The sequence below is a fragment of the Fimbriimonadaceae bacterium genome, assembly GCA_023957775.1.
Lineage (GTDB): Bacteria > Armatimonadota > Fimbriimonadia > Fimbriimonadales > Fimbriimonadaceae > JAMLGR01.
Window position 1 is genome coordinate 37046 of record JAMLGR010000017.1, and the last position, 23265, is coordinate 60310.

General features: G+C 64.4%; 29 protein-coding genes. 4 read left to right on the plus strand and 25 right to left on the minus strand.

Annotated elements, in window-relative coordinates:
- Window positions 1–6: 6 nt before the first annotated feature.
- The 6 genes from M9921_13640 to M9921_13665 all read right to left on the minus strand — a co-directional run bounded on the left by M9921_13640 (window position 7) and on the right by M9921_13665 (window position 5948).
- Entirely contained in the window at window positions 7–411 is a 405-nt protein-coding gene (locus M9921_13640) for a DUF2089 domain-containing protein (protein ID MCO5297886.1), read from the minus strand.
- A gap of 197 nt (window positions 412–608) precedes the next feature.
- Entirely contained in the window at window positions 609–1235 is a 627-nt protein-coding gene (locus M9921_13645) for a HEAT repeat domain-containing protein (protein ID MCO5297887.1), read from the minus strand.
- A 125-nt stretch (window positions 1236–1360) separates the two neighbouring features.
- Window positions 1361–2602: an MFS transporter gene (locus M9921_13650; protein ID MCO5297888.1), complete on the minus strand. Its 1242-nt coding sequence runs from the start codon at window positions 2600–2602 to the stop codon at window positions 1361–1363.
- A complete protein-coding gene (locus M9921_13655) occupies window positions 2584–3912 on the minus strand; it encodes a hypothetical protein (GenBank protein MCO5297889.1) in 1329 nt (442 codons plus the stop codon). The genes M9921_13650 and M9921_13655 overlap by 19 nt, the downstream gene beginning before the upstream one ends.
- Window positions 3909–5228 carry a hypothetical protein gene (locus M9921_13660; protein ID MCO5297890.1) on the minus strand — a complete coding sequence of 440 codons (1320 nt, stop codon included), beginning with the start codon at window positions 5226–5228 and terminating at the stop codon, window positions 3909–3911. Before M9921_13660 ends, M9921_13655 begins: the two co-directional genes overlap by 4 nt.
- Before the next feature lie 45 nt (window positions 5229–5273).
- Window positions 5274–5948, minus strand: a complete 675-nt coding sequence (locus tag M9921_13665; protein MCO5297891.1) for a dienelactone hydrolase family protein — start codon at window positions 5946–5948, stop codon at window positions 5274–5276.
- A gap of 56 nt (window positions 5949–6004) precedes the next feature.
- Here M9921_13665 and M9921_13670 point away from each other — a divergent pair, with 56 nt between their 5' ends.
- Entirely contained in the window at window positions 6005–6817 is an 813-nt protein-coding gene (locus tag M9921_13670) for a metallophosphoesterase (protein MCO5297892.1), read from the plus strand.
- Between the two features lie 57 nt (window positions 6818–6874).
- Here the strand turns inward: M9921_13670 and M9921_13675 are convergent, their stop codons facing one another.
- Window positions 6875–7780 carry an RluA family pseudouridine synthase gene (locus tag M9921_13675; GenBank protein ID MCO5297893.1) on the minus strand — a complete coding sequence of 302 codons (906 nt, stop codon included), beginning with the start codon at window positions 7778–7780 and terminating at the stop codon, window positions 6875–6877.
- 49 nt (window positions 7781–7829) lie between these two features.
- Here M9921_13675 and M9921_13680 point away from each other — a divergent pair, with 49 nt between their 5' ends.
- A complete protein-coding gene (locus M9921_13680) occupies window positions 7830–8330 on the plus strand; it encodes a hypothetical protein (protein ID MCO5297894.1) in 501 nt (166 codons plus the stop codon).
- Between the two features lie 38 nt (window positions 8331–8368).
- Here the strand turns inward: M9921_13680 and rplE are convergent, their stop codons facing one another.
- From rplE to rpsL, 18 genes are all read right to left on the minus strand, one after another.
- Window positions 8369–8932, minus strand: coding sequence for a 50S ribosomal protein L5 (gene rplE, locus M9921_13685; GenBank protein MCO5297895.1), 564 nt, complete (start codon window positions 8930–8932; stop codon window positions 8369–8371).
- 70 nt (window positions 8933–9002) lie between these two features.
- Entirely contained in the window at window positions 9003–9413 is a 411-nt protein-coding gene (gene rplX, locus M9921_13690; protein MCO5297896.1) for a 50S ribosomal protein L24, read from the minus strand.
- Window positions 9414–9415: 2 nt separating this feature from the next.
- Window positions 9416–9787, minus strand: coding sequence for a 50S ribosomal protein L14 (gene rplN, locus M9921_13695; GenBank protein MCO5297897.1), 372 nt, complete (start codon window positions 9785–9787; stop codon window positions 9416–9418).
- 19 nt (window positions 9788–9806) lie between these two features.
- Window positions 9807–10007, minus strand: coding sequence for a 30S ribosomal protein S17 (gene rpsQ, locus M9921_13700; protein ID MCO5297898.1), 201 nt, complete (start codon window positions 10005–10007; stop codon window positions 9807–9809).
- Between the two features lie 86 nt (window positions 10008–10093).
- Window positions 10094–10303, minus strand: coding sequence for a 50S ribosomal protein L29 (gene rpmC / locus M9921_13705; protein ID MCO5297899.1), 210 nt, complete (start codon window positions 10301–10303; stop codon window positions 10094–10096).
- 17 nt (window positions 10304–10320) lie between these two features.
- Window positions 10321–10776: a 50S ribosomal protein L16 gene (gene rplP, locus M9921_13710; GenBank protein MCO5297900.1), complete on the minus strand. Its 456-nt coding sequence runs from the start codon at window positions 10774–10776 to the stop codon at window positions 10321–10323.
- Window positions 10763–11536: a 30S ribosomal protein S3 gene (rpsC, locus tag M9921_13715; GenBank protein ID MCO5297901.1), complete on the minus strand. Its 774-nt coding sequence runs from the start codon at window positions 11534–11536 to the stop codon at window positions 10763–10765. Before rpsC ends, rplP begins: the two co-directional genes overlap by 14 nt.
- Window positions 11537–11577: 41 nt before the next feature.
- Complete coding sequence (rplV, locus tag M9921_13720) at window positions 11578–12285, minus strand: 50S ribosomal protein L22 (protein MCO5297902.1); 708 nt, start codon at window positions 12283–12285, stop codon at window positions 11578–11580.
- A gap of 73 nt (window positions 12286–12358) precedes the next feature.
- Window positions 12359–12646 (minus strand): 30S ribosomal protein S19, encoded by a 288-nt coding sequence (gene rpsS, locus M9921_13725; GenBank protein MCO5297903.1) that lies wholly within the window; start codon window positions 12644–12646, stop codon window positions 12359–12361.
- A 30-nt stretch (window positions 12647–12676) separates the two neighbouring features.
- Window positions 12677–13507 (minus strand): 50S ribosomal protein L2, encoded by an 831-nt coding sequence (gene rplB / locus M9921_13730; protein MCO5297904.1) that lies wholly within the window; start codon window positions 13505–13507, stop codon window positions 12677–12679.
- 1 nt (window position 13508) lies between these two features.
- Window positions 13509–13862 carry a 50S ribosomal protein L23 gene (gene rplW / locus M9921_13735; GenBank protein ID MCO5297905.1) on the minus strand — a complete coding sequence of 118 codons (354 nt, stop codon included), beginning with the start codon at window positions 13860–13862 and terminating at the stop codon, window positions 13509–13511.
- On the minus strand, window positions 13859–14521 hold the full coding sequence (gene rplD / locus M9921_13740) for a 50S ribosomal protein L4 (protein MCO5297906.1): 663 nt from the start codon (window positions 14519–14521) through the stop codon (window positions 13859–13861). Before rplD ends, rplW begins: the two co-directional genes overlap by 4 nt.
- Before the next feature lie 6 nt (window positions 14522–14527).
- Window positions 14528–15124, minus strand: a complete 597-nt coding sequence (rplC, locus tag M9921_13745; protein ID MCO5297907.1) for a 50S ribosomal protein L3 — start codon at window positions 15122–15124, stop codon at window positions 14528–14530.
- Between the two features lie 437 nt (window positions 15125–15561).
- Window positions 15562–15870, minus strand: coding sequence for a 30S ribosomal protein S10 (gene rpsJ, locus M9921_13750; GenBank protein ID MCO5297908.1), 309 nt, complete (start codon window positions 15868–15870; stop codon window positions 15562–15564).
- Between the two features lie 60 nt (window positions 15871–15930).
- Window positions 15931–17142: an elongation factor Tu gene (gene tuf, locus M9921_13755; protein MCO5297909.1), complete on the minus strand. Its 1212-nt coding sequence runs from the start codon at window positions 17140–17142 to the stop codon at window positions 15931–15933.
- Window positions 17143–17164: 22 nt separating this feature from the next.
- Window positions 17165–19294, minus strand: coding sequence for an elongation factor G (gene fusA, locus M9921_13760; protein ID MCO5297910.1), 2130 nt, complete (start codon window positions 19292–19294; stop codon window positions 17165–17167).
- A gap of 6 nt (window positions 19295–19300) precedes the next feature.
- Complete coding sequence (gene rpsG / locus M9921_13765) at window positions 19301–19771, minus strand: 30S ribosomal protein S7 (GenBank protein MCO5297911.1); 471 nt, start codon at window positions 19769–19771, stop codon at window positions 19301–19303.
- A gap of 12 nt (window positions 19772–19783) precedes the next feature.
- Complete coding sequence (rpsL, locus tag M9921_13770; GenBank protein ID MCO5297912.1) at window positions 19784–20164, minus strand: 30S ribosomal protein S12; 381 nt, start codon at window positions 20162–20164, stop codon at window positions 19784–19786.
- Between the two features lie 260 nt (window positions 20165–20424).
- On the opposite strand from rpsL, the gene M9921_13775 reads away from it, so the two are divergent.
- Together M9921_13775 and M9921_13780 are read left to right on the plus strand one after the other, a co-directional pair.
- Window positions 20425–21390 (plus strand): glycosyltransferase family 2 protein, encoded by a 966-nt coding sequence (locus tag M9921_13775; GenBank protein ID MCO5297913.1) that lies wholly within the window; start codon window positions 20425–20427, stop codon window positions 21388–21390.
- 319 nt (window positions 21391–21709) lie between these two features.
- Window positions 21710–23239 carry an OB-fold nucleic acid binding domain-containing protein gene (locus M9921_13780; protein ID MCO5297914.1) on the plus strand — a complete coding sequence of 510 codons (1530 nt, stop codon included), beginning with the start codon at window positions 21710–21712 and terminating at the stop codon, window positions 23237–23239.
- Window positions 23240–23265 lie beyond the last annotated feature (26 nt).

Below are 23265 nucleotides of genomic sequence, written 5' to 3' on the forward strand. Positions count from 1 at the left end.
CTTCCTTCACTTCGCGTTGCCTCCCTTGAGCTTGCTCTTGGCCTCCGCGGCGCTGATTTCGCCGCGTTCCAACTGGTCGAGAATCTTCTGACGATCGCTGCTTTTGGTCTTCCGGGCGGCGGTCTCTTTCACCGGAGCCAGGTCGAGCGCTTCAAGCAAGGCGTCGAGCCGGCTTCGCAGCGTGGGATAGCTCATCCCAAGCTCCCCCTCCATGGTGCTCAGCACGCCTCGGCACCGCAGGAACGTCTCGAGAAAGTGCGCCTGCTCGGCATCGAGCCTCGCATAGCGCGGAATGTCGAACGTGCCCCGGATCGTCACGCCGCTTTCCGGCGCGGTGAGCTCGCTGATGACCAGCGGTCCGCCCGAAACGGGATCGCACGCGGGAATCGCATGGTGTTTTTCTTTGCTCATACTGCCCAATACTACCGAATTGTTGAATGCTTAGTTGCAAATATTGCCATTTTGCCCATGGACGGCTTAGAATTCTTGCGAACGGTTGCCCGGGACCAACACATTGGTAGGGAGATCCTGGCGATGTTGACCCTTGCGCTGAAATGTATGCGCGGAGTTCGTTCAGGCAACTGGGTTTGCGAGGTAAGGTGCCTGACTCACGTCCGGTTGGTTGAGGTCCCCGACTGCGCCCGCATGAGATCAAGCGCGTATCGAGCATTTGCTCTGACGCGGGCGTCCTTAGATTTCAGCGAAGCCTGCAGCGTCGGCAGAGCAGAGTCGCCGATCTTGACGAGGGACTTAGCCGCCTGTTGGCCGACCGACTCGATGATCGCAGGCACGGAAAACTCCTCTCCCGATCCCTTCGAGAGAAGGTTCGCCAGCGCAGTGATTGATCGCGGGTCGTCGAACTCACCCAGGGCCGAAACAAACCAGCCTTTCGCACCCACTTCCGTTCGAACGGCCTCGCACAACGGCTCGATGGCTCGTTTGTCGCCGATCTCACCCAACAAGTCGGCACAGTGGGCTCGGCGGTAGATGTTCTCATCCTTGAGGCCAGCGATCAAATGGGGAACGGCTCTTCGACCATATGCCCGAAGTTGGGGATACGCGTCGTCGGCCGAGGATTTCGGAAATGGCATGCAGTAAGGGGCATGGAGTCCGCCCACAGGGACGCCGAGATCGGCTATCAACGCTGCAATCTCCTGACTCTCATCGCGCTCCGCCAAGGGTGGCGGCCCTTCATGCGTTCGTTCAATGGCCGCTTGAGGATGGTCTTCAAACAAGATGAAGAGTGCAAGGACGCCGACTGGTATCCACCAGAATCTGACGGCCCCGCGCGTCCTCACCCCGACTCCCGTCGGCCTCCAATCCACATCCAATCAGACGCTCTTTCTTCGCGCGGAGTTGCTCAGGAGGGCACAACCTCATGCGGCCCTTCTGGCATCGCCAGCGAGACGGCGAGGCCCGGCACGTAGAGGAATCCCAGCCACCAGATGGCCATTCCGGGGCCGCCCGCCTTGGCTGTGATCCAGCCGCCCAGGAGCGTGCCGGCGGCGGCGGCGAGCCTGCCGAAGTTGTACGAGAAGCCTGATCCGGTGGTGCGAAGCAACGTTGGAAAGAGGGGTGGAATGTAGAGGGGGAAGATCGCGAACAACCCGGCGCTGAAGAACATGGCGGCATTGAAGATCCACTTCGTGGTCTCCAGGTCGTGCGCTTCCCTGAATCCGAGGAGGAACATCGCCCCCGAGGCAAGCATCAGGGCTGCGAAGGCTCTTCGGTTGCCCACGGCCCGGGCCAGGTACGTAGCGAGGAAGTTCCCCACGATGTTCCACAGGGAGTAGACCACCACCACGTTGCGCACCAGCGCGGCCTTGTCGGGCGGGGCGAGGGCCGCCACTTCGGGAAGCCCGATCAGGAGCTGGACGCTGAAGAAGATGAATCCCCACACCGTGGTGAGGGCGATGCTGGTGAGCGCCAGGGTCTTCAGGGTTGTGGCCCGCACTTCGGGTCCGAACAGCTCTCCGATCCGGGGCATCGTCCGCGTGTGCCGCTCCCTCTCCCACTCCTCTGGTTCCGGGACGGCCTTGCGGATCCAAACGGTCATGAGGGCTGGCACGATACCCACGAGGAAGACGAATTTGGGCGGCAGCGAGCCCAGGGCTCCGACGGTGATGGCGGCGAGGATGATGCCGACCATGTAGCCGCTCTGAAGCGTGGCGCTCGCCCACGAGCGGTGCTTGACGCCCAGCGTCTCGCTCACCAGAGCCGAGCCCGCCGCCCACTCGCCCCCGATGCCCAGGGCCGCGACAAATCGGAAGATCAGCAGGTGCCACCACGTCTGCGCGAAGAACGAAAGCCCGGTGAACACCGCGTAGGTGAGAATCGTGAGCGTGAGGGTTCGCGTCCGCCCGATCTTGTCCCCCATCCGCCCAAAGAACGCCCCTCCGAGGGCCCACCCCACCAGGAACGCTCCTTGGATCCACGCCGCGTGCTGCTGGACGTCTCCCGCCGCCGCCCCCGGCATGAGGGTGGTGACGAAGGAGATGGCCACCAGGGCGTAGAGGTAGCCATCGAGTCCATCGAAGCACCAGCCCAACCAAGCGGCCACAAACGCCCGCCACTGGCTAGCCGTCATGCGGTCCGAAGCCATGGGATAAGGGTTCGCAAGCGGGACCCCTCATTCCTGCGGTTTGTGGTTTGCTGGGGAGGCGGCGGACCGCCCGTCCCCTGCCCCCGCACGTACTTGATGTCGATCTCACCGGTGGCGGGCACGCCCTTGCTGAACACGCGGAACCGATCGCCCATCGGCGTGTACTGGAACTTGTCTCCGCTCAGCGGGTCGTCGAGCTCTGCGGCGGGCGCGGCGTCCTCCAGACGCGTGGGCAGCCGCTCGTGCTCCCACTTGAACGCGATCACCCGCGCCGCCAGGCCGAGCAGCCGGAGCTGGGTCCGCATCCGAGCCGCGCTGGTGCCCATCAAGCTTGGCCTCACCTCAACTGTCGCGATAATCGCGTCCCCGATCTCCTCGACTGTCCGCGGTTGCGCTGAGACCATGACTTCGGGATCCGCGGCCACCCAACCTGACTCGGGGCCCGAGAAGCGGTTAGCGATTGCGGAAAAGCTCTCCGAGTGGTGTCGCGACAAGTAGGCCGAAAGGCGCGCCCTCTCCTCAGGCCCAAGCTGCGAGACGAGCCGAAGCAAGGCGTCGCCGCGCTCCTCTCCGGGCAAGGAAATCGGCTTGGTGAGCAGGTCGCGCCAACGTCTGTCTTGATCGTGAATATGGGCCTCCAGACAGCGCTGCACGGACGGTGGCCTTTGAAGAATCCGATCGACAAACTCGATCGTTGCAAGGGCGTCTCCAAGGCTCAGTTGATGCAGCCTCTGTCCCATCGCGGCGGCGCCGAAGGTTTGCATCAGGACACCGCTTAGGAACGCCACGCCCACCGATCCGCCGATCCGATCGCCCATGTCGATTGCGTCCAGAAGAGCATCGGTTCCGGGGCCGGTCTTCCCCTCCGAGTCCCGAACGTAGGCGGTGACGACGGCCAGCTCCGCCAGTTCCCGAAAGTGTTTCATCTCTGGAAACTTCTGACGGTCTCCTACGGGAACCAGGACCGGCTTCCCATTCCCCTGTCGAACCCAGTCGAGAGCCGCGCCGAATCGGGCAACGGCCTCGCGCCGGACCTCGAGCACGCTCATGGTTCCGAGCCTTCTTGCCTGCGGCAAACGACGCAAGGCCTCGACGTTCCCGCCTCGGGCTTCGGACTCGAGCCGTTCAAGGTCGCCCTCTTGCCAATCCAGGTAGAGAGCCGCGTCTCCTTCAAGGACGAGATCCGCCGCCTTCAAGTACTCCTCGTAGGCATTCCGCCCGGTCGGGTGCGGCACGATCTGGTGCAAGAGGGACTTCTCTTGGATGCCCGGTGACCCGGCAAGACAGAGCGCGGCAAGAATGCCGATCATCGGGCCACTTGCTTAGCCGCGGTCGGGCCGGGAGGCGGCGGACCGCCCGTCCCCTGCCCCCTCACGTACTTGATGTCGATCTCTCCCGTGGCGGGCACGCCCTTGCTGAACACGCGGAACCGATCGCCCATCGGCGTGTACTGGAACTTGTCTCCGCTCAGCGGGTCGTCGAGCTCTGCGGCGGGCGCGGCGTCCTCCAGACGCGTGGGCAGCCGCTCGTGCTCCCACTTGAACGCGATCACCCGCGCCCCCAGGCCGAGCAGCCGGAGCTGGGTCCGCATCCGCGCCGCGCTGGTGCCAATCTGACCGGTCACGGGAACAAGCCACGTCAGCAGCACGTCGGCGAGATCTTCGACGGACTGGGCGCCCGTTGGAGGGTCCGGCGGATCCGGCTCCATGAACACCCAACCCGACTCCGGTCCGGCAAGTCGATCAAGGATTGGCGCGTACGTCTGGTCAAGCCGTTTGCGGACGAGGGCGGCAAGGCGCGCGCGGTCCTGGGCACTCAACGTGTTCAGCTTGCCGAGGACCGCATCCTCGTCGCCGGTGAACTCCTCCGGCTTGGCCAAAAGCTCTTCCAGCGAAGCGCTGATGAATCGCACCTCGCCCCGCATCGCCTCGAGAACGACGGGCGGGCGGGCCAGCAGGCGGGCAACCAAAGCGGAGACGGTGCTCGCCTCGGGCTGGCTCAGCCGATCGAGGCGTGACTGCATGGCGGACAGGGCGATCGACTGCTCCGACACGCCGACCAGCATGGAGATGAGGGTGAACCCGCCGATGCGGTCGCCCATATCGAGGATCTGCAGCAGCGCGTCCGTCCCTTCGGCCGAGCGGCCCTCGGCATCGTGCACATAGGCGGCGGCGACGGCCAGCTTGGCGAGCATTCGAAACTTCGCAAGTTCGGGAAACAAGGTCGTGGCCGAGATCGTGGGTCTTGGGTTGAACACCGGCTTCTGGTTGCCTTGTTTCACCCAATCCAGGGCCACGCCGAACTTCCGCACGATCTCCGTCCGGATCTCGAGGGTGCTCATCGCCTCGAGCCGCCGCGCCAAGGGAAGCAGGCGCGCGGCCTCGGGATCGGCGGGAACGGGAATCCCGTCTTCCACGCTTGCCTTCGCCTCCTGTTCGAGGCGCTTGCTCGTGCCGGGCTGCCAGGACAGGTAGAACCCAGCGTCGCCCACGTCGAGAATCTCGGCGGCCTTGACGTACTCCTCGTACCCGTTCTTGCCCGTTGGGCGCGGCACCACCTGGTGCAGAAGAGACTCTCCCTGGAGTCCCGGAGCAGCCAGAAACAGAGCGGCAAGGAACGCGACCATAACGCATTATGGGAGCGTTTATCGAACGACCAACGACAAACGACTCTAGAGGTTTTCGTCGAAGAAGAGGAGCGTGCGCTCCCAGGCGTCCTTGGCTGCTTCTTCGTTGTAGACCTCCTGCCGGTCGTCGTTGAAGAACGCGTGATGGGCCCCGGTGTACAGATGGAACTCGTGCGGCTTGCCCAGCTCGTCCAACTGTTTTGACAGCGCCGCCATCGACTCGGGAGACGCGTACGCGTCGTGCTCGGCGAAGAAGCCCAGCACCGGTGCATCCAGCTTTTCGAGCGGGGGGTGCACGTTTGGATGGATGCCGTAGAAGTCCACGCACGCCCCGATCTTCGGGTTTGTGGCCGCGGCGTAGAGCGAGAGCTGTCCGCCCATGCAGAACCCGACCACGCCTACCTTTCGGCTCGTGCACTTGGGCTCCTCGAGGAGCGCGTCCACTGCGCCTCGAAGCGCCTTCTCCGTTTCCGCGATGTTCAGGGCCATCATCAGCGAGCCAGCCTCGTCGGGATCGCTTGTGCTCTCGCCCTGGTAGAGGTCGGGCGCCAGCGCGGTGATCCCCTCTTCGGCAAACCGATCCACCACGGACTTGATGTGGCCCACCAGCCCCCACCACTCCTGAAGCACAATCACGCCCGGACCGCCGCCCGCCGCCCGAGCCAGATACCCCTCGTACGTCGTCCCGTTGCCAGTGAAAGAGATCATCTCGCCGCCCATGCCTAGAGAATAGCCCAGCATGGAACTTCGCGGCCCCTTGTGCGGTTGACCGTACCGTGCGCGCCCTTCCGAAGAAACTGTCCCGGCGAACGCTTCTCATGTGGGGCGCCGCGGGTGCGTTGACCACCGCTGGGGTCGGCGCCTATGCCAGTTCCCTCGCCGTGACCGACCGCACACTCACCCTGCCCAACTGGGACGCCGACGGTTTTCGCGTCGCCCATCTCTCGGACGTCCACCTCAACAACGACGGGCTCCTCGCGGTGGCTCGTCGCGCCGTGGACCTCGTGGTTCGTGCCAAGCCGGACCTCGTGGTCTTCACCGGCGACTTTCTCAACTTCGACCAGGACGATTGCTACCTTCGGATCGGCAAGGCCTTTGAACGCCTCCACGACCTCGCGTGTCCCTGTCTGGCCGTGTTTGGGAACCACGACTATGGAAGCGCCGCGCCGGGACGGGTCGCCGAGGCTTTGGCCAGCACCAAGTTCCGCCTGCTGGTCAACGAGGAATCGACGGTCGACGGGGTGCGGGTCATCGGGTTGGACGACGCCCTGGCAGGTTCGCCGGATTTCGGGCTCGTCTCCAAGCACGAGGGCCGCTCCACGCTTGTGCTCCTTCACGAACCCGACTACGCGGCGGAACTGGGCGGAACGGCTGGTCTGGTTCTCAGCGGCCACAGCCATGGCGGCGAGGTCTGTCTGCCCACGGGTCGTCCGCTTTACACCCCGCGCGGCGCGCGCACCTATCGCAGTGGCTTCTATGCCGATGCGCCCAGCCCCGTTTATGTGAACCGGGGCACCGCCACCTTGGGACCGATTCGACTCTTCTGCCCGCCCGAGGTCGCAATCCTTACGCTTCGCGGCAACGGGTAAGAGATTCGCAGTGGCTTGCTGCACGCCCGTCGAGCGGGCGTGGCATCCGATTGCGGGTTAGAACGGGTCGATCTGGGTCCGCTCCACATGCCCGTATCCGAGGAAGTCCTCCGGGGGATCCGTGTAGAACGACACCCGCTCGCCCGTCTCGGGATGGTCGAACTCCAGGTAGGCGGCATGGAGCTGCAGGGGGCCCGCGGCGATTTCGGCGGGCGCGTACACCTCGTCCCCCAACACGGCGTAACCCACCGCTTGCAGGTGGACGCGAATCTGGTGCGTGCGGCCCGTTTCCAGACGAATGGCCAACAGGGTCCCGTGATCCAAGCGTTCCAAACGCTTGGCGTGGGTAATCGCGGGTTTGCCCATGAAGTCCACCGTCATCTTCTTGCGGTCCTTCACGCTTCGGGCAAGGGGCGCCTCCACGGTGAACCGCTCCTGCTCCACGAAGCCGGCCACGACCGCGAAGTAACGCCGTTCGGCGGTCTTCGCTTCGATCTGGCGCGCCAATCGGCGGTGGGCGGCGTCCGTTTTCGCCACCACCAAGAGCCCGGTCGTGGCCTTGTCGAGTCGATGCACGATGCCCGGGCGATACTGCTCGCCGCCGGAGCTAAGCTGCTTGTTCCGTCCAAGCAACGCATTGACCAGGGTCGGCTCCTTGAGCGAGGCTGCGGGGTGCGTGGCGAGCCCACGAGGCTTGTCCACGACGATCATGGAAGCGTCCTCGAAAACGATCGGGACGTCGATGTCGGCCGGCTCAAGATCGTGGGCGGGGCGCGAGGCCTTGAAGTCCTCCACGTCCACCTGCATGCCGGGCTCGAGCCGGAAGGCGGGCTTCTGCTTTTTCCCGCCCACCTTCACCTTGCCGCCTTGGATCTCCTTCACGAGCCGCGATCGGCTGTGCTCTGGCATGATACGGGCGAGGAACTGGTCGAGCCTCTCTTCCTGATCGGCTTCGATACGCATAGGTGCATTGTAGCTGGCGCCGCGTTCGACTGCCGCATAATGGGTCCTGATGCGCGGACCCCTCGTTCTCCTGGCCACTCTCTTACTTCTCGTCGGCTGCGCCAAACCGAAGGAGGTCGTCCCAGCTCCCGAACCCGCGCAGCCTGCGGTCGGGCAATCCCTGTCCTCCGAGCCCGTCCCGGACCCAGCGAGCCTCACCCCGGAAGCCCGGGAGGCGAACGCGACGCTCGAGAAGGTGCTCGCCCCCTCCTCGCCCGCCGCGGACACGGCACCCGAGCACTACCCGGGCTCCGAGCCCGTCGGAACGTACGCGTACCAGCGCACGAACGGCAGCAAAGCGGTGATCGACACGTGGACGCGCACGACGCCGGCTTCGCTGGACGAAGTTGCAGCCTTCTACACGCAGCGGCTCGGTGTTCGAGAGACCAGCCACCTCGAGGACCAGCGCATCCTCACGGGCTCCCGGTTGGACGGCACCCTGCTCGCCGTGACGCTCCAACGAAAGGACGAGGCCACGGAGATCACCCTCGTAGTCTCTGTGCCGAAGTAGAAAGACACCAGCACCAGCAACCGATGAAGATGCTCGGTCTACTTCTCGCGGAGGGGCAGGCCCATGGCCTTGAGGAACACGCGCGCTTCCTCGTCCGTCTTTGCCGTGGTGCAGATGATGATGTCCATCCCGCGGATCCGATCGAACGTGTCGTACGGGATCTCGGGGAACACCAACTGCTCCTTCAGGCCCAAGGCGTAGTTGCCTCGGCCGTCGAACGACTTGGGCGAGAGGCCCTGGAAGTCGCGAATACGGGGCAACACGACCGTGGAGAGCTTGTCGAAGAAGTGCTGCATCCGCTTGCCGCGGAGGGTCACCTTGCAGCCGATCTTCATGCCTTCGCGGAGTTTGAAGTTCGAGATCGCTTTGCGGGCGACCGTCGTGACCGGCTTCTGGCCGGAGATCAGCGTCATGTCGCGCAGGCTGTTCTCGAGGTGCTTGGGGTCTTTCTCCGCGCTGCCCGTGCCCATGTTGATGACGATCTTCTCCAGACGCGGGATCTGCATCGTGGAGGTGTAGCCGAACTGCTCGCGCAGTTGGGGCGCGACCTTCTCCTGGTACGTCTTGACCAGGCGCGGCTCGGGAAGCGAGCCGACTTGCATCTCTTTCTCTTTTCTTGCCATGGCGTTCCTTTGCCTGATTTCCGACCAGGCGTGGCGGGCTCGACGAGCCCTAATCCTTCGTGCTGATCTCCGTGTCCTTCACGGTCTCGCCGCTCTTCTTCGCGTAGCGGACGATCTTGCCGTCCTCTTTGCGTCGGCCGACCCGCGTGGGCTTGTCGTCCTTGGGGTCGAGCATCATCACATTGCTGACGTGGATGGGGACGGGAATCTTGAGCCTTGCGGACTTTTCGCCCTGCATGCGCGCCTTGCGATGCTTGATCGCGGCGTTGAGCGGCAGCGGCTGATCCGCGTTGTCCGGGTTGTCCTGCAGGACAATGACTTTGTCCTCGCGCGGCGCCACGGCGGCGACGAATCCGATCTGACCCTTGTCCTTGCCCGAGATGATCATGACGCGGTCGCCCGTGCGCAGTTTGAGCTTGCGCTTGTGGCCAGCCTTCTTGAGTTCGGCTTTGGTCGGCATGGTTAGAGCACCTCCGGTGCGAGCGACACGATCTTCATGAAGTTGTGGTCGCGCAGTTCGCGCGCCACGGGCCCGAAGATGCGGGTGCCGCGGGGCTCGAGCGTTTGCGGGTTGATCACCACGCACGCGTTTTCGTCGAAGCGGAGGGTCGATCCGTCGCGTCGCCGCACCGCGTCGCGGGTGCGGACGATGACGGCCTTGATCACGTCGCCTTTCTTGACGGGCATGTTGGGCGTCGCGACCTTGACGGAGCCGACGAAGATGTCGCCCACCCCTCCGTAGCGCGGTTGGGAACCCTTGAGCACGCGGATGCACATCACCACGCGCGCGCCGGAGTTATCCGCGACCTTGAGCCTGCTGAACTGTTGAATCATCTCTTCTTCCTGAAAACGGCTACTTCACCTTCTCGAGGATCCGCGTGACCCGCCAGCGCTTTTCCTTGCTGATGGGGCGCGTTTCCATGATCTCGACGCGGTCGCCGACATCGCACGACAAAAGGTCGTGGGCTTTGAATCGGTTGGAGCGACGCACGGTCTTGCCGTAGAGCGCGTGCTGGACACGCCGCTCGATCTCGACGACCACGGTCTTCTCCATCTTGTTGCTGACGACGAGACCCTGTCGGACCTTGCGCGTTCCGCGCGAATCCGGCGTCTCGACAGGCGGGGTTGCCTTCTTGGGACTCACTGGCTGCCTCCGCTCTTCTTCTCGGTGATCGCGGTGAGAATGCGCGCGATGTTGTGGCGCCGCACTTTCAGGCTCGTGGTGTCCGTGATCTGGCGGAACACGAGGTCGCGTCGCGCCTTGTACAGGGCGGCGCGCTCGGCCTTGAGCATCTCCTCCATTTCGGGAACGCTCTTCTCACGCAATTCGGCTTGTTTTAGGTCCTTCATTCTCGGGTTCTCTTTCCTTACTCCCCGCCGTGCGCCGAATCCGAGGCGCTCCCGACGAGCTCAAAATCACTGCGGGTCATGAACTTGCACTTGATGGGCATCTTGTGCATGGCCAGCCGCATCGCCTCTTTGGCGACGTCCTCGGCGACTCCGTTCATCTCGAACATCACGCGGCCCGGCTTGACCACGGCCACCCACCCCTCGACGGGGCCCTTTCCTTTGCCCATGCGGGTCTCCAAAGGCTTCTTGGTGATGGGTTTGTCCGGGAAGACCCGAATCCACACTTTGCCGCCGCGCTTGATGTGGCGCGTCATGGCTATACGGGCGGATTCGATCTGCCGGCTGCTGATCCAGCCGCACTCGAGGCCGACCAGCGCGAAATCGCCGAACGAAATCTCGTTGCCGCGCATCGCGCGACCGGCTCGCCGTCCGCGGTGCTGCTTCCGAAACTTGACTCGCTTAGGCATCAACATGGGGTTCGGCCTCCTTGGTTTCGACTTCGACCTCGACTTCGGGCATGGTTTCGAGTTCCGCCTCGAGCTCGGCGGGCGCGGGCACGCCGTCCTCGACTTCCACGCCGACGGGCTGGCGGCGGCGCGGCATCGCGATCTCCTGCACGAGCTTCCGCTCGGGGAGCACTTCGCCCTTGTAGATCCAAACCTTCACACCGATCGAGCCGTACATGGTCCGGGCGGTGGCAAAGCCGTAGTCGATGTCCGCGCGAAGGGTGTGCAGCGGGATCTTCCCGGTCTTGTCGCTCTCACGACGGGCGATTTCGGAGCCGTTGAGGCGACCCGAAACCTGCACCTTCATGCCGCGCCCGTTCATGCGGAGCATGCGGGTCATGGCCTGGCGCATCGCGCGCCGGTGCGAGATGCGGCGCTCCAACTGGATGCAGATGTTCTCCGCAACGAGTTGGGCGTCCAGTTCGGGCTGTCGGACTTCGGTGACGTTCACCTGGACCACCGACGTGGGGTCGTCGCGGCGCACGAGGCGGTTGAGAACCTCCGTGAGTTCGTCGATGCCCTTGCCGCCACGGCCGATGATTGCGCCGGGACGCGCGGTGAAGATCGTGACCTTCACGCGGTTCGCCGCACGCTCGATCTCGACGCGGGACACGTTGCCGAGTCCCACGCGGTCCTTGATGAAATTGCGGATGCGCTCGTCGAGCACGAGGGCGGGACCGTAGCCCTTCTTGCCGAAGAACCAGTGGCTGTCCCAGCCTCGGATCACGCCGACCCGAAAACCTACCGGATGAATCTTTTGGCCCAAATCTACTCTGCTCCCTTCTTGTCGTCTTCCGCCTTCGCCTCGCCTTCGGCTTCGGCTTCGGCGGACGGGTCCGCCTTGGTCTCTGCTTGCGCCTCGGCTTCGGCTTCGGCTTCGGCTTCGGCGGACGGGTCCGCCTCGTTGTGTGTCTTCGCCTCTTCGCCAGGCTCGGCTTCCACCGGCGCCTCAGCGGGAGTCTTCTCAACCGGAGCTTCCACAGGGGCCTCGGCCACGGCCTCAACAGGCATCTCCTCCACTTGAGGGGATTCATCCGCCGTAGCTTTAGCGGAGGCGGAGGCGGGCTTCTTGGGGCGCTTGCCGTCGGCGAGCTTCGGCCGCGGCTTGGCTTGCGTGCCGTGCGCTTTGACCCTCGCCTGCGGTTCCGCTTCTTCAACCACCACGGTGATGTGGCTGGTCTTCTTCACGATGCGGTTGCCGCGACCCATGGCGCGCGCCTGCAGGCGCTTGAGCCGCGGGCCCTCGTCCACCATGATCGTCGAAATCTTGAGCGCTTCGAGCGAGAGCCCGTGGTTCTCCTGGGCGTTGGCCATCGCGCTGATCAGCACCTTGCGCAGGGCCTTCGCACCCTTGCTGGGGTGGTACCGAAGCAACGCGGCGGTGTAGCCCGCGTCCTTTCCGCGCACCTTGTCGGCGATGATCCGCACCTTTCGGGGCTGGACCCTCACATATTTCGCTACTGCTTTAACTTCCATTGCACACAGCCATTCCCTTCGCCGCGCCAAACCCTGGGGAAAAGCGCTCTATTGTACCTGCCGGCACCCCGGATCAGCGGATACGCGTCCCCCTGTCCGGAATCGAGCCGCCATGCCCGCGGTACGTGCGGGTCGGGGCGAATTCGCCCAGCTTGTGGCCGATCATGTTCTCGGTGACGAACACCGGAACGTGCTTGCGCCCATCGTGCACCGCGAACGTGTGGCCGATCATGTCCGGCACCACCGTCGATCGGCGCGACCAGGTCTTGATCAGCCGCTTCTCGTTCTTTTCGTTGAGCGCGTTCACCTTCTTCATCAGGTGATCGTCCACGAAGAATCCTTTTTTGAGACTTCTCGCCATACGCTTGTTTCGGTTCGCCGCCCTACGCGGTTACTTCGTCCTCCGGCGCACGATGAACTTGTCCGTGCGCTTGTTGCTGCGGGTCTTGGCGCCGAGCGCCTTGTTGCCCCAGCGATCGACCGGGCCCTTCTTGCGTCCCACGGGGGACTTCGCTTCGCCGCCACCGTGCGGGTGGTCGCGCGGGCTCTTCACGACGCCGCGAACGTGCGGCTTGCGGCCGAGGCCGCGGTTTTTGCCCGCCTTGCCGATCGATTCGTTCTCGTGCTCGGCGTTGCCGACTTCGCCGACGGTCGCGCGGCACGTGTGGTGCACCATGCGCATCTCGCCGCTGGGAAGGCGAAGGGTCACGTACGTGCCCTCCTTGGCCATCACCTGCGCCGAGCCGCCTGCGGCCCGCACCAGCTGCCCGCCCTTGTTGGGCTGCAGCTCGATGTTGTGGACCAGCATGCCGAGCGGGATGTTCTTGAGCGGAAGAGCGTTGCCCGGCAGAATGTCCGCCGTCGGTCCGCTCTGCACCATCGTGCCCACCTCGAGCCCCTTGGGCGCGAGGATGTACCGCTTCTCGCCGTCCAAGTAGTGGAGCAGCGCGATGCGGCACGTGCGGTTCGGGTCGTACTCGATCGCGGCGACCTTCGCCGCGAAGTTGTCCTTGTCCCGCTTGAAATCCACGATCCGGTAGCGCGTCTTGTTGCCGCCGCCCCGGTTGAACGAGGTCGTCCGGCCCGTGGAGTTGCGGCCGCCGGATTTGGGCTTGGGCGCGACCAGCTTCTTCTCGGGCTTGCCTTTGGTCAGCTCCGAGTAGGTAGAGGACGCCATGAAGCGTCGCCCGGGCGATGTCGGTTTGTGCTGTTTGATCGGCATCTTAGACTCCGTAATCCTCGAGCATCTGGCCCTTGGCGAGCGTCACGATCGCCTTCTTGCGGTCGGACCGGCGCCCCGTGGCGCTCACGCGGGAGCGCACGCGCTTGGTCTTGCCGTGCATCGTGATCGTGCGGACGCTCGTGACCTCGATCAGCTCGTCCTTCTTCTTCTTGCCGGCGTTGTAGATCGCCTCGATGGCCGCCTTGATCTCGAGTTTGTTCGCGTGCTTGTTCACGAGGAACGTGTACTTGCGCACGAGGTCCGCCTCGTCCCGAATCCTCGGATCTCCGTAGGACTGGGCGGCCGACCGCTCGGTGATGTACGGCTGCAGAATGATTTCGTAAGGGCTCTTCACTTTGCCCAAACCTCCTCGATCTTGGCGAGCGCGTCTTTGGCGATCACCACGTGGTGCGCCACCATCACGTCCCGCGTGGAGAACACGGCCGACTTCGTCTCGTCGCCCTTGCCCGACGGCGCGGTCCGCACCACCACGTTCGGCAGGTTGCGGAAACACTTGTGGGTGACCTCGTCGTACTCGGGAAGCACGATCAGTACGCGGCGCGTGCTCGCCAAGTCGAACGCCTTGAGCATGTCGGTCCCGTGCTTGGTCCGCGGCTCGGTGAACAGAATCTTGTCCGCGATCGTCACGGTGCCTTCGTTGAGCTTGGCGGCCAGCGCGCCCAGCAGCGCTGCCCGGCGCTCCTTGCGGTTGACCTTCTTGTCGTAGTCGCGCGGCTTGACGGCCAGCGCCATTCCGCCATGGGCGTAGTGCGGGGCGCGGATCGTTCCCTGGCGGGCGTTGCCGGTCTTCTTCTGCTTGTACGGCTTGCGGCCGCCGCCTCGGACTTCCGATCGCGTCTTCGCAGACTGGGTGCCTTGGCGCTTGTTGGACTCTTCGGCGACGAACGCGCGGTGGATCACCGCGGAGATCGCTTCGGCTTCGGCAATCGCGGGACTGAGATCGTGCGTGCCGACCTTCTTCCCGTCCTTTCCTTTGACATCGATTTTGGCCATGATTGCTTACCTGCCCTCAACCTTCTTGATGGTCACCAGGGTGCCGTTCGCGCCGGGCACGCTGCCGTCGATGAGGAGGAGGTTGCGCTCGGTGTCCACCTTCACGATCTTGAGGCTCTTCTGGGTGACGGTCTCGCCACCCATGCGCCCTGGTCGGCGCGAGCCCTTGAACACGCGCTGCGGCCCCGTGGCTCCGTTGGAGAGCGGCCGGCGGTGGGTCATGTAGCCGTGGGTCATCTGCTGGCCCTTGAAGTGGTACCGCTTGACGCCTCCGGCGAACCCCTTGCCCTTGCTCGTGCTCGTCACGGTGACCGGCTGGCCCTCTTCAAAGATGCCGACGCCGATCTCCTGCCCCAGCTCGAGGCCGTCCGTGGCGTCCGTGCGGAACTCGCGCAGGGTGCGCACGTTCTGCGTGACGCCCGCCTTCTTCAGGTGGCCGTGTTTGGGGAAGGTGAGGTGCTTGTCGCTGATCGGGTCGAACCCGACTTGCACCGCGGCATAGCCGTCCGTGTCCTGGGTCTTGATCTGCGTGACGACGACCGGGCCGGCCTGAATGACCGTCACGGGCACCATCTTGCCCTCCTCCGTAAAGAGGTGGGTCATGCCTATCTTCTTGCCTAAAATTCCTGGCAGCATCCAACGCTCCTGGGGCACGCGCGAGCGCGCCTCGTGATAATGTGTTCCGCGCCTCAGCTTCACCGTCCATGCCCGCCTGTTGGCGCCGTTGCCCCCGCGGGGGTCGGCGGCGGACCGACTCTCGAAGCCGTTGCCCTGAACAAGGGGCGAACCCCTTGCGAACTTGGAAGTTATACCCGGGTTCGCGGCAGGTCGTCAATGGTCCGCATGGCCTAGCTTCACCTCTACGTGCCACGCCCGCCAGACGGGCGTGCTTGGACTCCCTGCTCGAACGCGGGACTCACGCCCGACAAGCGGGCGTGGCACCCTCCCTGCACCCTCCCTGGAATCGCACGCTCCCAAATGAAAAAGCCCTCCATTCGGAGGGCCACCAAATCCAAGGACGAAGGCCCAAGGCCCAAGGCCTACAGCTTGATTTCGATGTCGACGCCGCTGGGCAGGTCGAGGCGCATGAGGGCGTCGATCGTCTTGTTCGTCGGCTCGAGGATGTCGATGAGACGGTTGTGCGTGCGAAGCTCGAAGTGCTCCATCGACTCCTTGTCGATGTGCGGACCGCGGATCACGCAGAACTTCCGGATGTTGGTGGGCAGCGGGATGGGCCCGCTGATCCGCGCACCCGTGCGCTTCGCGGTATCCGAGATCTTCTCGGCCGACTGGTCGATGACGCGGTGGTCGTAGGCCCGCAGCCGAATTCTAACTTTGCTCGTTCGCATATTTCGTTCTCTTCAAAGCAAAACCCCCGGGGACCGGGTCCTCGGGGGTCTGTTGCGTTCCTAGTCGAACACCTTCGTGATGGTGCCGGCGCCGACGGTTCGGCCACCCTCGCGGATAGCGAACTTCGACCCCTGCTCCATGGCGATGGGCTGGATCAGCTCGATCGTCATGGTCACGTTGTCGCCGGGCATGACCATCTCGACGCCCGACGGCAGGTTCAGCGTCCCCGTCACGTCCGTGGTGCGGAAGTAGAACTGGGGCCGGTAACCCGAGACGAACGGCGTGTGGCGGCCGCCCTCGTCCTTGGACAGGACGTAGACCTCGGACTCGAACTTCGTGTGCGGCTTGATCGAACCAGGCTTGGCGCAAACCATGCCGCGCTCGATGCTGTCGCGCTCCACGCCGCGAAGCAGCAGGCCGACGTTGTCGCCCGCCTCGCAGTAGTCGAGGGTCTTGCGGAACATCTCGATGGCGGTGCAGACCGTCTTGCGGCTCTGCGGGTGGAGGCCGATGAGCTCGACTTCCTCCATCGCCTTGAGCTGCCCGCGCTCGACGCGGCCCGTGGCCACCGTGCCGCGGCCCGTGATCGTGAACACGTCTTCGACGGCCATCAGGAACGGCTTGTCGGTCTCGCGCTGGGGCTGCGGGATGTAGCTGTCGATGGCGGCCATCAGGTCGAGAATCGACTTGACGTTCTTCTCCTCGAAGTCCACCTCGCCCTTCTCCAGCTGCTCGATGACCTTCACGGCCGAACCCTGGATGATGGGGGTGTCGTCGCCGGGGAACCCGTACTTCGTCAGAAGCTCGCGGATCTCCATCTCGACGAGCTCGAGGAGCTCGGGGTCGTCCACGAGGTCCACCTTGTTCATGTAGACCACGATGTGGGGGACGCCGACCTGGCGGGCGAGCAGGATGTGCTCGCGCGTCTGGGCCATGGGACCGTCGTTCGCCGCGACCACGAGGATCGCGCCGTCCATCTGGGCCGCGCCGGTGATCATGTTCTTGATGAAGTCGGCGTGTCCCGGACAGTCGACGTGCGCGTAGTGCCGCGTGTCCGTCTCGTACTCCTGGTGCGAGATGTTGATCGTGATGCCGCGCGCCTTCTCTTCGGGAGCGCTGTCGATCTCCGCGTAGCTGACCTTCTTCGAAAGACCCTTCTGGGCGAGAACGCCCGTGATCGCCGCGGTCAACGTCGTCTTTCCGTGGTCGACGTGGCCGATGGTGCCGATGTTGACGTGCGGCTTTTTCCGCTCGAACTTAGCTCGTGCCATGCTGTTGTTTTCTCCTCCTGCCTTACCGCCCGCTCTGGGCCTTTGCGATGATTTCGTTTCCGATGTTCTGAGGAACTTCCTCGTAGTGCGACGGGGTCACGTTCGGGGTCGCGCGCCCCTGGGTCAAAGACCGCAGGGTCGTCACGTAGCCGAACATCTCCGCCAAGGGAACGTGCGCGTTGACGATGGTGACACCGCCGAGCGCCGGCTCCATGCCTTCGATGCGACCCCGGCGACTGTTGATGTCCCCCACCACGTCGCCGACGTTGATCTCCGGAGTGGTGACCTCGACGTGCATGATGGGCTCTTTCAGCACCGGGCTGGCCTTCTTCATCGCTTCGCGAAAAGCGATGAGTCCCGCCTGCTTGAACGCGTTCTCGTTCGAGTCCACCTCGTGGTAGCTGCCCTCCATGAGGGACACCTTGACGTCCACGACGGGATAGCCCGCGAGGACGCCCGCGAGCAACCCTTCCCGAATGCCCTTTTCGCAGGCGGGAATGTACTCCTTGGGGATCGAACCTCCGACCACCTTGTTCTCGAACACGAATCCCGAGCCCGCGGCCAACGGCTCCATCTCGATCCAGCAGTGGCCGTACTGGCCCGAACCGCCGGTCTGACGGATGAAGCGCCCCTCGGCACGGCTGTGGACGCGCACGGTCTCCCGATACGCGACCTGCGGCTTGCCTTGGTTGGCTTGGACTCCAAACTCTCGGTTGAGGCGGTCCACGATGATCTCGAGGTGCAGTTCGCCCATGCCCGAGATGATCGTCTGGCCGCTCTCCTGGTCCGTGTGGACGCGGAACGTGGGATCTTCCTGCGCCAGCCGGTGCAACGACGAACCCAGTTTCTCCTGGTCCGCCTTGCTCTTCGGCTCGACGGCGATCTGGATGACCGGCTCGGGGAACTTGATGCTCTCGAGCGCGATCGGGTGCTCCGGATCGCAGATCGTGTGGCCCGTGTTCACGTCGCTCACGCCGATCACGCCGATGATGTCGCCCGAGTACGCCACGTCCAAGTCCTCGCGGCTGTTCGCGTGCATCTGCAGGATGCGGCCGACGCGCTCCGTGCGGGTGCGGAAATCGTTGGTCAGCGGATCGCGGTAGCAGACCATGACCTGGCTTCCCTTTTTGAGGGTGCCGCTGTAGAGGCGCAGGTACGTGAGCCGGCCCACATACTTGTCGCTCATGATCTTGAACGCCAGCGCCGCGTACGGCTGGTCGTCGCCCGGCTTGCGCTCCTCGGATTGATCGGTGCTCGGGTTCACACCCGTGACCGAGCCGACGTCGAGCGGCGACGGGAGGTAATCCACGACCGAGTCGAGCATGGCCTGCACGCCCTTGTTCTTGAACGACGAGCCCGAGAGGATCGGCACCAGCTTGTTGGTGATCGTGCCCTTTCGGATCGCGGCGCGGATTTCCGCCTCGCTGATCTCCTGCCCCTCGAGGAACCGCTCCATGATCGAATCGTCGAAGTCCGAAATGGCCTCGATCATCTTCTCGCGCCACTCGGCGGCGAGGCCGACGAGATCCGCGGGAACGTCGCCGTCCTGGAACTCCTTGCCGTCGTCCGACGTGTAGATGCGGGCCTTCATCGTGATGAGGTCCACGTAGCCCTTGTACTGGCTCTCGGCGCCGATGGGAATCTGCACGGGCGAGCAGTTGGGACCCAAACGATTCTTGATGCGCTCGACCACGCTGAAGAAGTCCGCCCCGAGGCGGTCCATCTTGTTCACGTAGATCACGCGAGGGACCTTGTACTTGTTCGCCTGGCGCCACACGGTCTCGGACTGGGGCTGCACCCCTCCGACCGCGCAGAACACGGCGACCACGCCGTCGAGCACACGCAGCGAACGCTCGACTTCGACGGTGAAGTCCACGTGGCCCGGCGTGTCGATGATGTTGATCTTGTGCTCGTCCCGATCGCCGTCCGACCCCTTCCAGAAACAGGTGGTGGCCGCAGACGTGATCGTGATGCCCCGCTCCTGCTCCTGCTCCATCCAGTCCATCGTCGCAGCGCCGTCGTGGACCTCGCCCATCTTGTGCTGCTTGCCGGTGTAGTACAGGATCCGCTCGGTCGTCGTCGTCTTGCCCGCGTCAATATGCGCGGCAATGCCGATGTTCCGAACTCGATCGAGAGGGTGGGTACGTGCCATGGAAAACTAAAAACGGTAGTGGGCGAACGCCTTGTTGGCGTCCGCCATGCGGTGCGTGTCCTCACGCTTCTTGATCGCGGTGCCGGTGCCGTTGTAGGCGTCCAGCAACTCCCCGGAGAGACGCTCGACCATCGTCTTGCCGGAGCGGCGCCGAGCGGCGCCGATCAGCCAGCGCAGGGCCAACGTCCGGCGGCGGTCAGGCCGCACGTCCATCGGGACCTGATATGTCTGGCCGCCCACGCGGCGCGGGCGCACTTCGACGCCGGGCATCACGTTGGCGAGCGCCTTGTCGAAAACCTCGTTCGCGGGAACGCCGGCCTTCTCCTCGCAGATGCGAAGCGCCTCGTAGAAGATGCCTTCGGCCAACGACTTCTTGCCGTCGAGCATCATGCGGTTGATGAACCGCTGCATCATCTCCGATCCGTAGACGGGATCCGGAAGAATCACTCGCTTGGGTGCAGGTCCTTTTCTTGGCATGCTAAATCCTCGTTAACCCGTGGCCTTCGGCCGCTTCGTGCCGTACTTGCTTCGACCCTGCTTGCGGTTCGACGTGCCCGCCGTCTGCTGGGTGCCCCGCACGATGTGGTACCGCACGCCGGGAAGGTCCTTCACACGGCCGCCGCGCACCAGCACCACCGAGTGCTCCTGCAGGTTGTGTCCCACGCCCGGGATATAGGCCGTGACCTCGACTCCATTGGTCAGGCGCACACGCGCAACCTTCCGAAGCGCCGAGTTGGGCTTCTTCGGGGTCACGGTGCGCACCACGGTGCACACACCCCTCTTCTGGGGGTTCTCCTTCAACGCCGGCGATTTCGATTTCACCTTCGGCGTCGATCGGCCTTTCCGCACGAGCTGGTTGACTGTCGGCATACTTTGTTCGTTTCCTTCAAGGCTCCCTTTTCGCTCGGGGAAGGTCCCCTTAGCGAACAAAAAGCCCCTTCGTTTCAACGCGAGAGGGGCGCAAGGCGTCCAAAACTTCGGTCTGCGATTGTCGCGTTCCCTTCGGTAAGTCCGGCCGCGGCCTCCTCGTCGTTATTAGCCTCGGACGCACAAGGCACCCGATGCCACGTGAAAGTATGATGAGCCGGGGTGCCCAAAGTCAAGCGTCCCGCGCAATTCCACCCTTCCCCGTGAAGCCAACCGTCTCCATCCTCGTCCCCAGCTACAACCATGCCGCCTACATCGGCGCCTGCCTGGCGTCCGTGCAAGCCCAAACGATGGACTCCTGGGAGCTGGACCTTGTGGACGATGGTAGCGCGGACGAGACCCTCGCCAGGGCGCGCGAGGCCGCCGAAGGCGACCCGCGCATCCGCCTGGCCCAAAACCCATCCAATCTCGGCACTTACGGAACGCTCCAGCGGGCCCTGAGCCTGGGTTCGGCCCCCTACGTCGCCGTGCTGAACTCGGACGACCTCTGGGAACCCGAAAAGCTCGAACGGCAGGTGCGCGCGCTGGAGGCCGAGACGCCCGCCGGGCTCTGCTACACCTTGGGCGTTCGGTTCGGAGACGAGGGGGAGAGCGACGTCCACGGCGACTGGCCGGTCGGCGAACTGCAGGACCCCCTGCCGCTGTTGCTCGCCGAGAACCGGATACTCGCCTCCTCGGTTCTGTTTCGGCGCGATCGCCTGCGGTTCGAGACCACCTGCCGCTACTCCGGCGATTGGGTGGCTCTCCTCGAACAGACGTGGGACCGTTTCGCGGCCTGCATTCCCGAACCTCTCACCCGGTGGCGCGTCCACGGGGCGAACACCTTCACGCAGAGCCCGGGGCAGGTGCGCGAGGAGATCCGGGTGCGCCAGGCGATCGCGACGGTCGGATGGGGTTGGATCACACCGACGAGGCCCGCCCAAGCCGTTCGCCGGGGCCTCGCGCAAAACGCGTTGCACCTGGCCGCGGCACACGTGTTCTTCGGCGAACGCCTACCCGCGCTGCAATCCGCCGCCGCCTCCATTCGGCTCGCCGGAACCGCAACGGCCTGGAAACGACTCGCCGCCGCCGCCCTGCCCATCCGCGTCGCACGAAGAAGGCTGTGGGGCAACGCCCCCAAGCCCGACCCCCTGCCACCCGCTCCCCCGCTCGAGCTGAGGCGCCCCTGAGCGCCCTCGAAGTCTCACGCAAAGAACGCAAAGAACGCGGAGGGGAACTCGCCTCCCCACGACAAACGACAAACGAAGAACGACAAGCGACGAAGTAAACTCCCCCTCCCCTATGAGCGAAGAGAAATCGATCCGTGAGATCCGTCTGGAGAAGCTCGAGCGCATGCGCGCGCTCGGATGCGATCCGTACCGCGTCGAGCGGTTCGACCGCACCGGGAGCGCCGAGGAGTTGCTCGGCCTCTTCCCCGCCGAGGGCGACCTCCCCGAGGGGCAGGCCCCGGAGGTTCGGTTCGCAGGACGCGTCGTCTCGTACCGGCTCATGGGCAAGGCGGGCTTCGCCCACCTTTCGGACGGCGACGCGAAGATTCAGGGCTACTTCAAGAAGGACGAGCTGGGCGAGACGGGTTGGGAGCTGTACAACCTGCTCGATATCGGCGACCACGTGGGTGTGGTCGGGCACCTCTTCCTGACCCGCACCGGGGAGCGGTCGATCCACGTCAAGGAGCTGGTTCCGCTCAGCAAGTCGCTGCACGTGCTCCCGCTCGGCAAGGAGAAGGAGGGGCAGCAGTGGTACGGACTCTCCGACGTCGAGCAGCGCTACCGCCACCGCCATCTCGACCTGATCTGCAACCCCGACGCGCGGGACATGCTGATCAAGCGCATGAAGATCACGTCGGCCGTGCGGCGGTACATGGACGCGCTGGGCTACCTGGAAGCCGAAACTCCCATGCTCCAGGTCGTCGCTGGCGGCGCGGCGGCCCGCCCGTTCCTCACGCACTACAACGCGTACGAGATGGACGTGAAGCTGCGCATCTCGCTCGAGCTGTATCTCAAGCGGCTGATCTGCGGCGACCTCCCGAAGGTTTATGAGGTCGGGCGCGTGTTCCGCAACGAGGGCGTCTCGAACCGGCATAGCCCCGAGTTCACGATGCTCGAGTTCTACGAGGCCTACACCGATCTCGAAGGGATGATGGAGCGAGTGGAAGGACTCTTCCAACACGTCGCGCAAGAGGTGTTCGGCCAAACGCGCTTCGTCAAACGCGTCGCCCGCATGCATGTGGGTCCGGTGACCGTGCCCGACGGAACTTCGGAGGCTGAAGCACTCGCCATGGAGCGAGACCGCCGCGGACGGGACGCCGAACTCGACTTCGCCCAACCCTGGAAGCGCATCGACCTTCTGACGGCCATTGAGGAAGCCCTCCACCTCGAACCAGGATCCCTCGCGGGCTGCCTCAAACTTGAAACGGAAGGGGAACGCATGGCCGCCTTCCAAGCGCAGGTCCTCCGCGGATTCGAGTCTCTGCCCGATGCGGGCGACAAGGACCAGCTCGACTTCGACGCGCATCCACATTTCAAACAACAGGTCGAGGGCGGTGGCTACCGCGTCTTCACGTTCTCGGGCCTCTCCTACCTGAATCCAAAGGAGGAGACCAACCTGGGCGGCCTGATCGAGAAGCTCCTCGAGGCGCTCGTCGAGGACATGCTCCAAGAGCCCACGTTCGTCGTCGGCTACCCGATCGAAACCAGCCCACTGGCCAAGAAGGACCCGGACAACCCACGACTGACCCGACGGTTCGAAGGGTATGTCCTGGGCCGCGAGATGTGCAACGCCTTTTCCGAGCTGAACGACCCGGTCGACCAGACCGAGCGCTTTCAACAGCAGCTCGACGAACGCGCCAAGGGCGATGACGAGGCCCACCCGATGGACGAGGAGTATGTGTACGCGCTCGAGTCCGGCATGCCCCCGACCGGTGGGTGCGGCATCGGCATCGACCGCATGGCGATGGCCTTGCTCGGTGCCGACGTCATCCGCGAGGTCGTCCTGTTCCCCACGATGAAGCCGGAATAGGTTTGTGGTTTGATGTCTCCCCCACA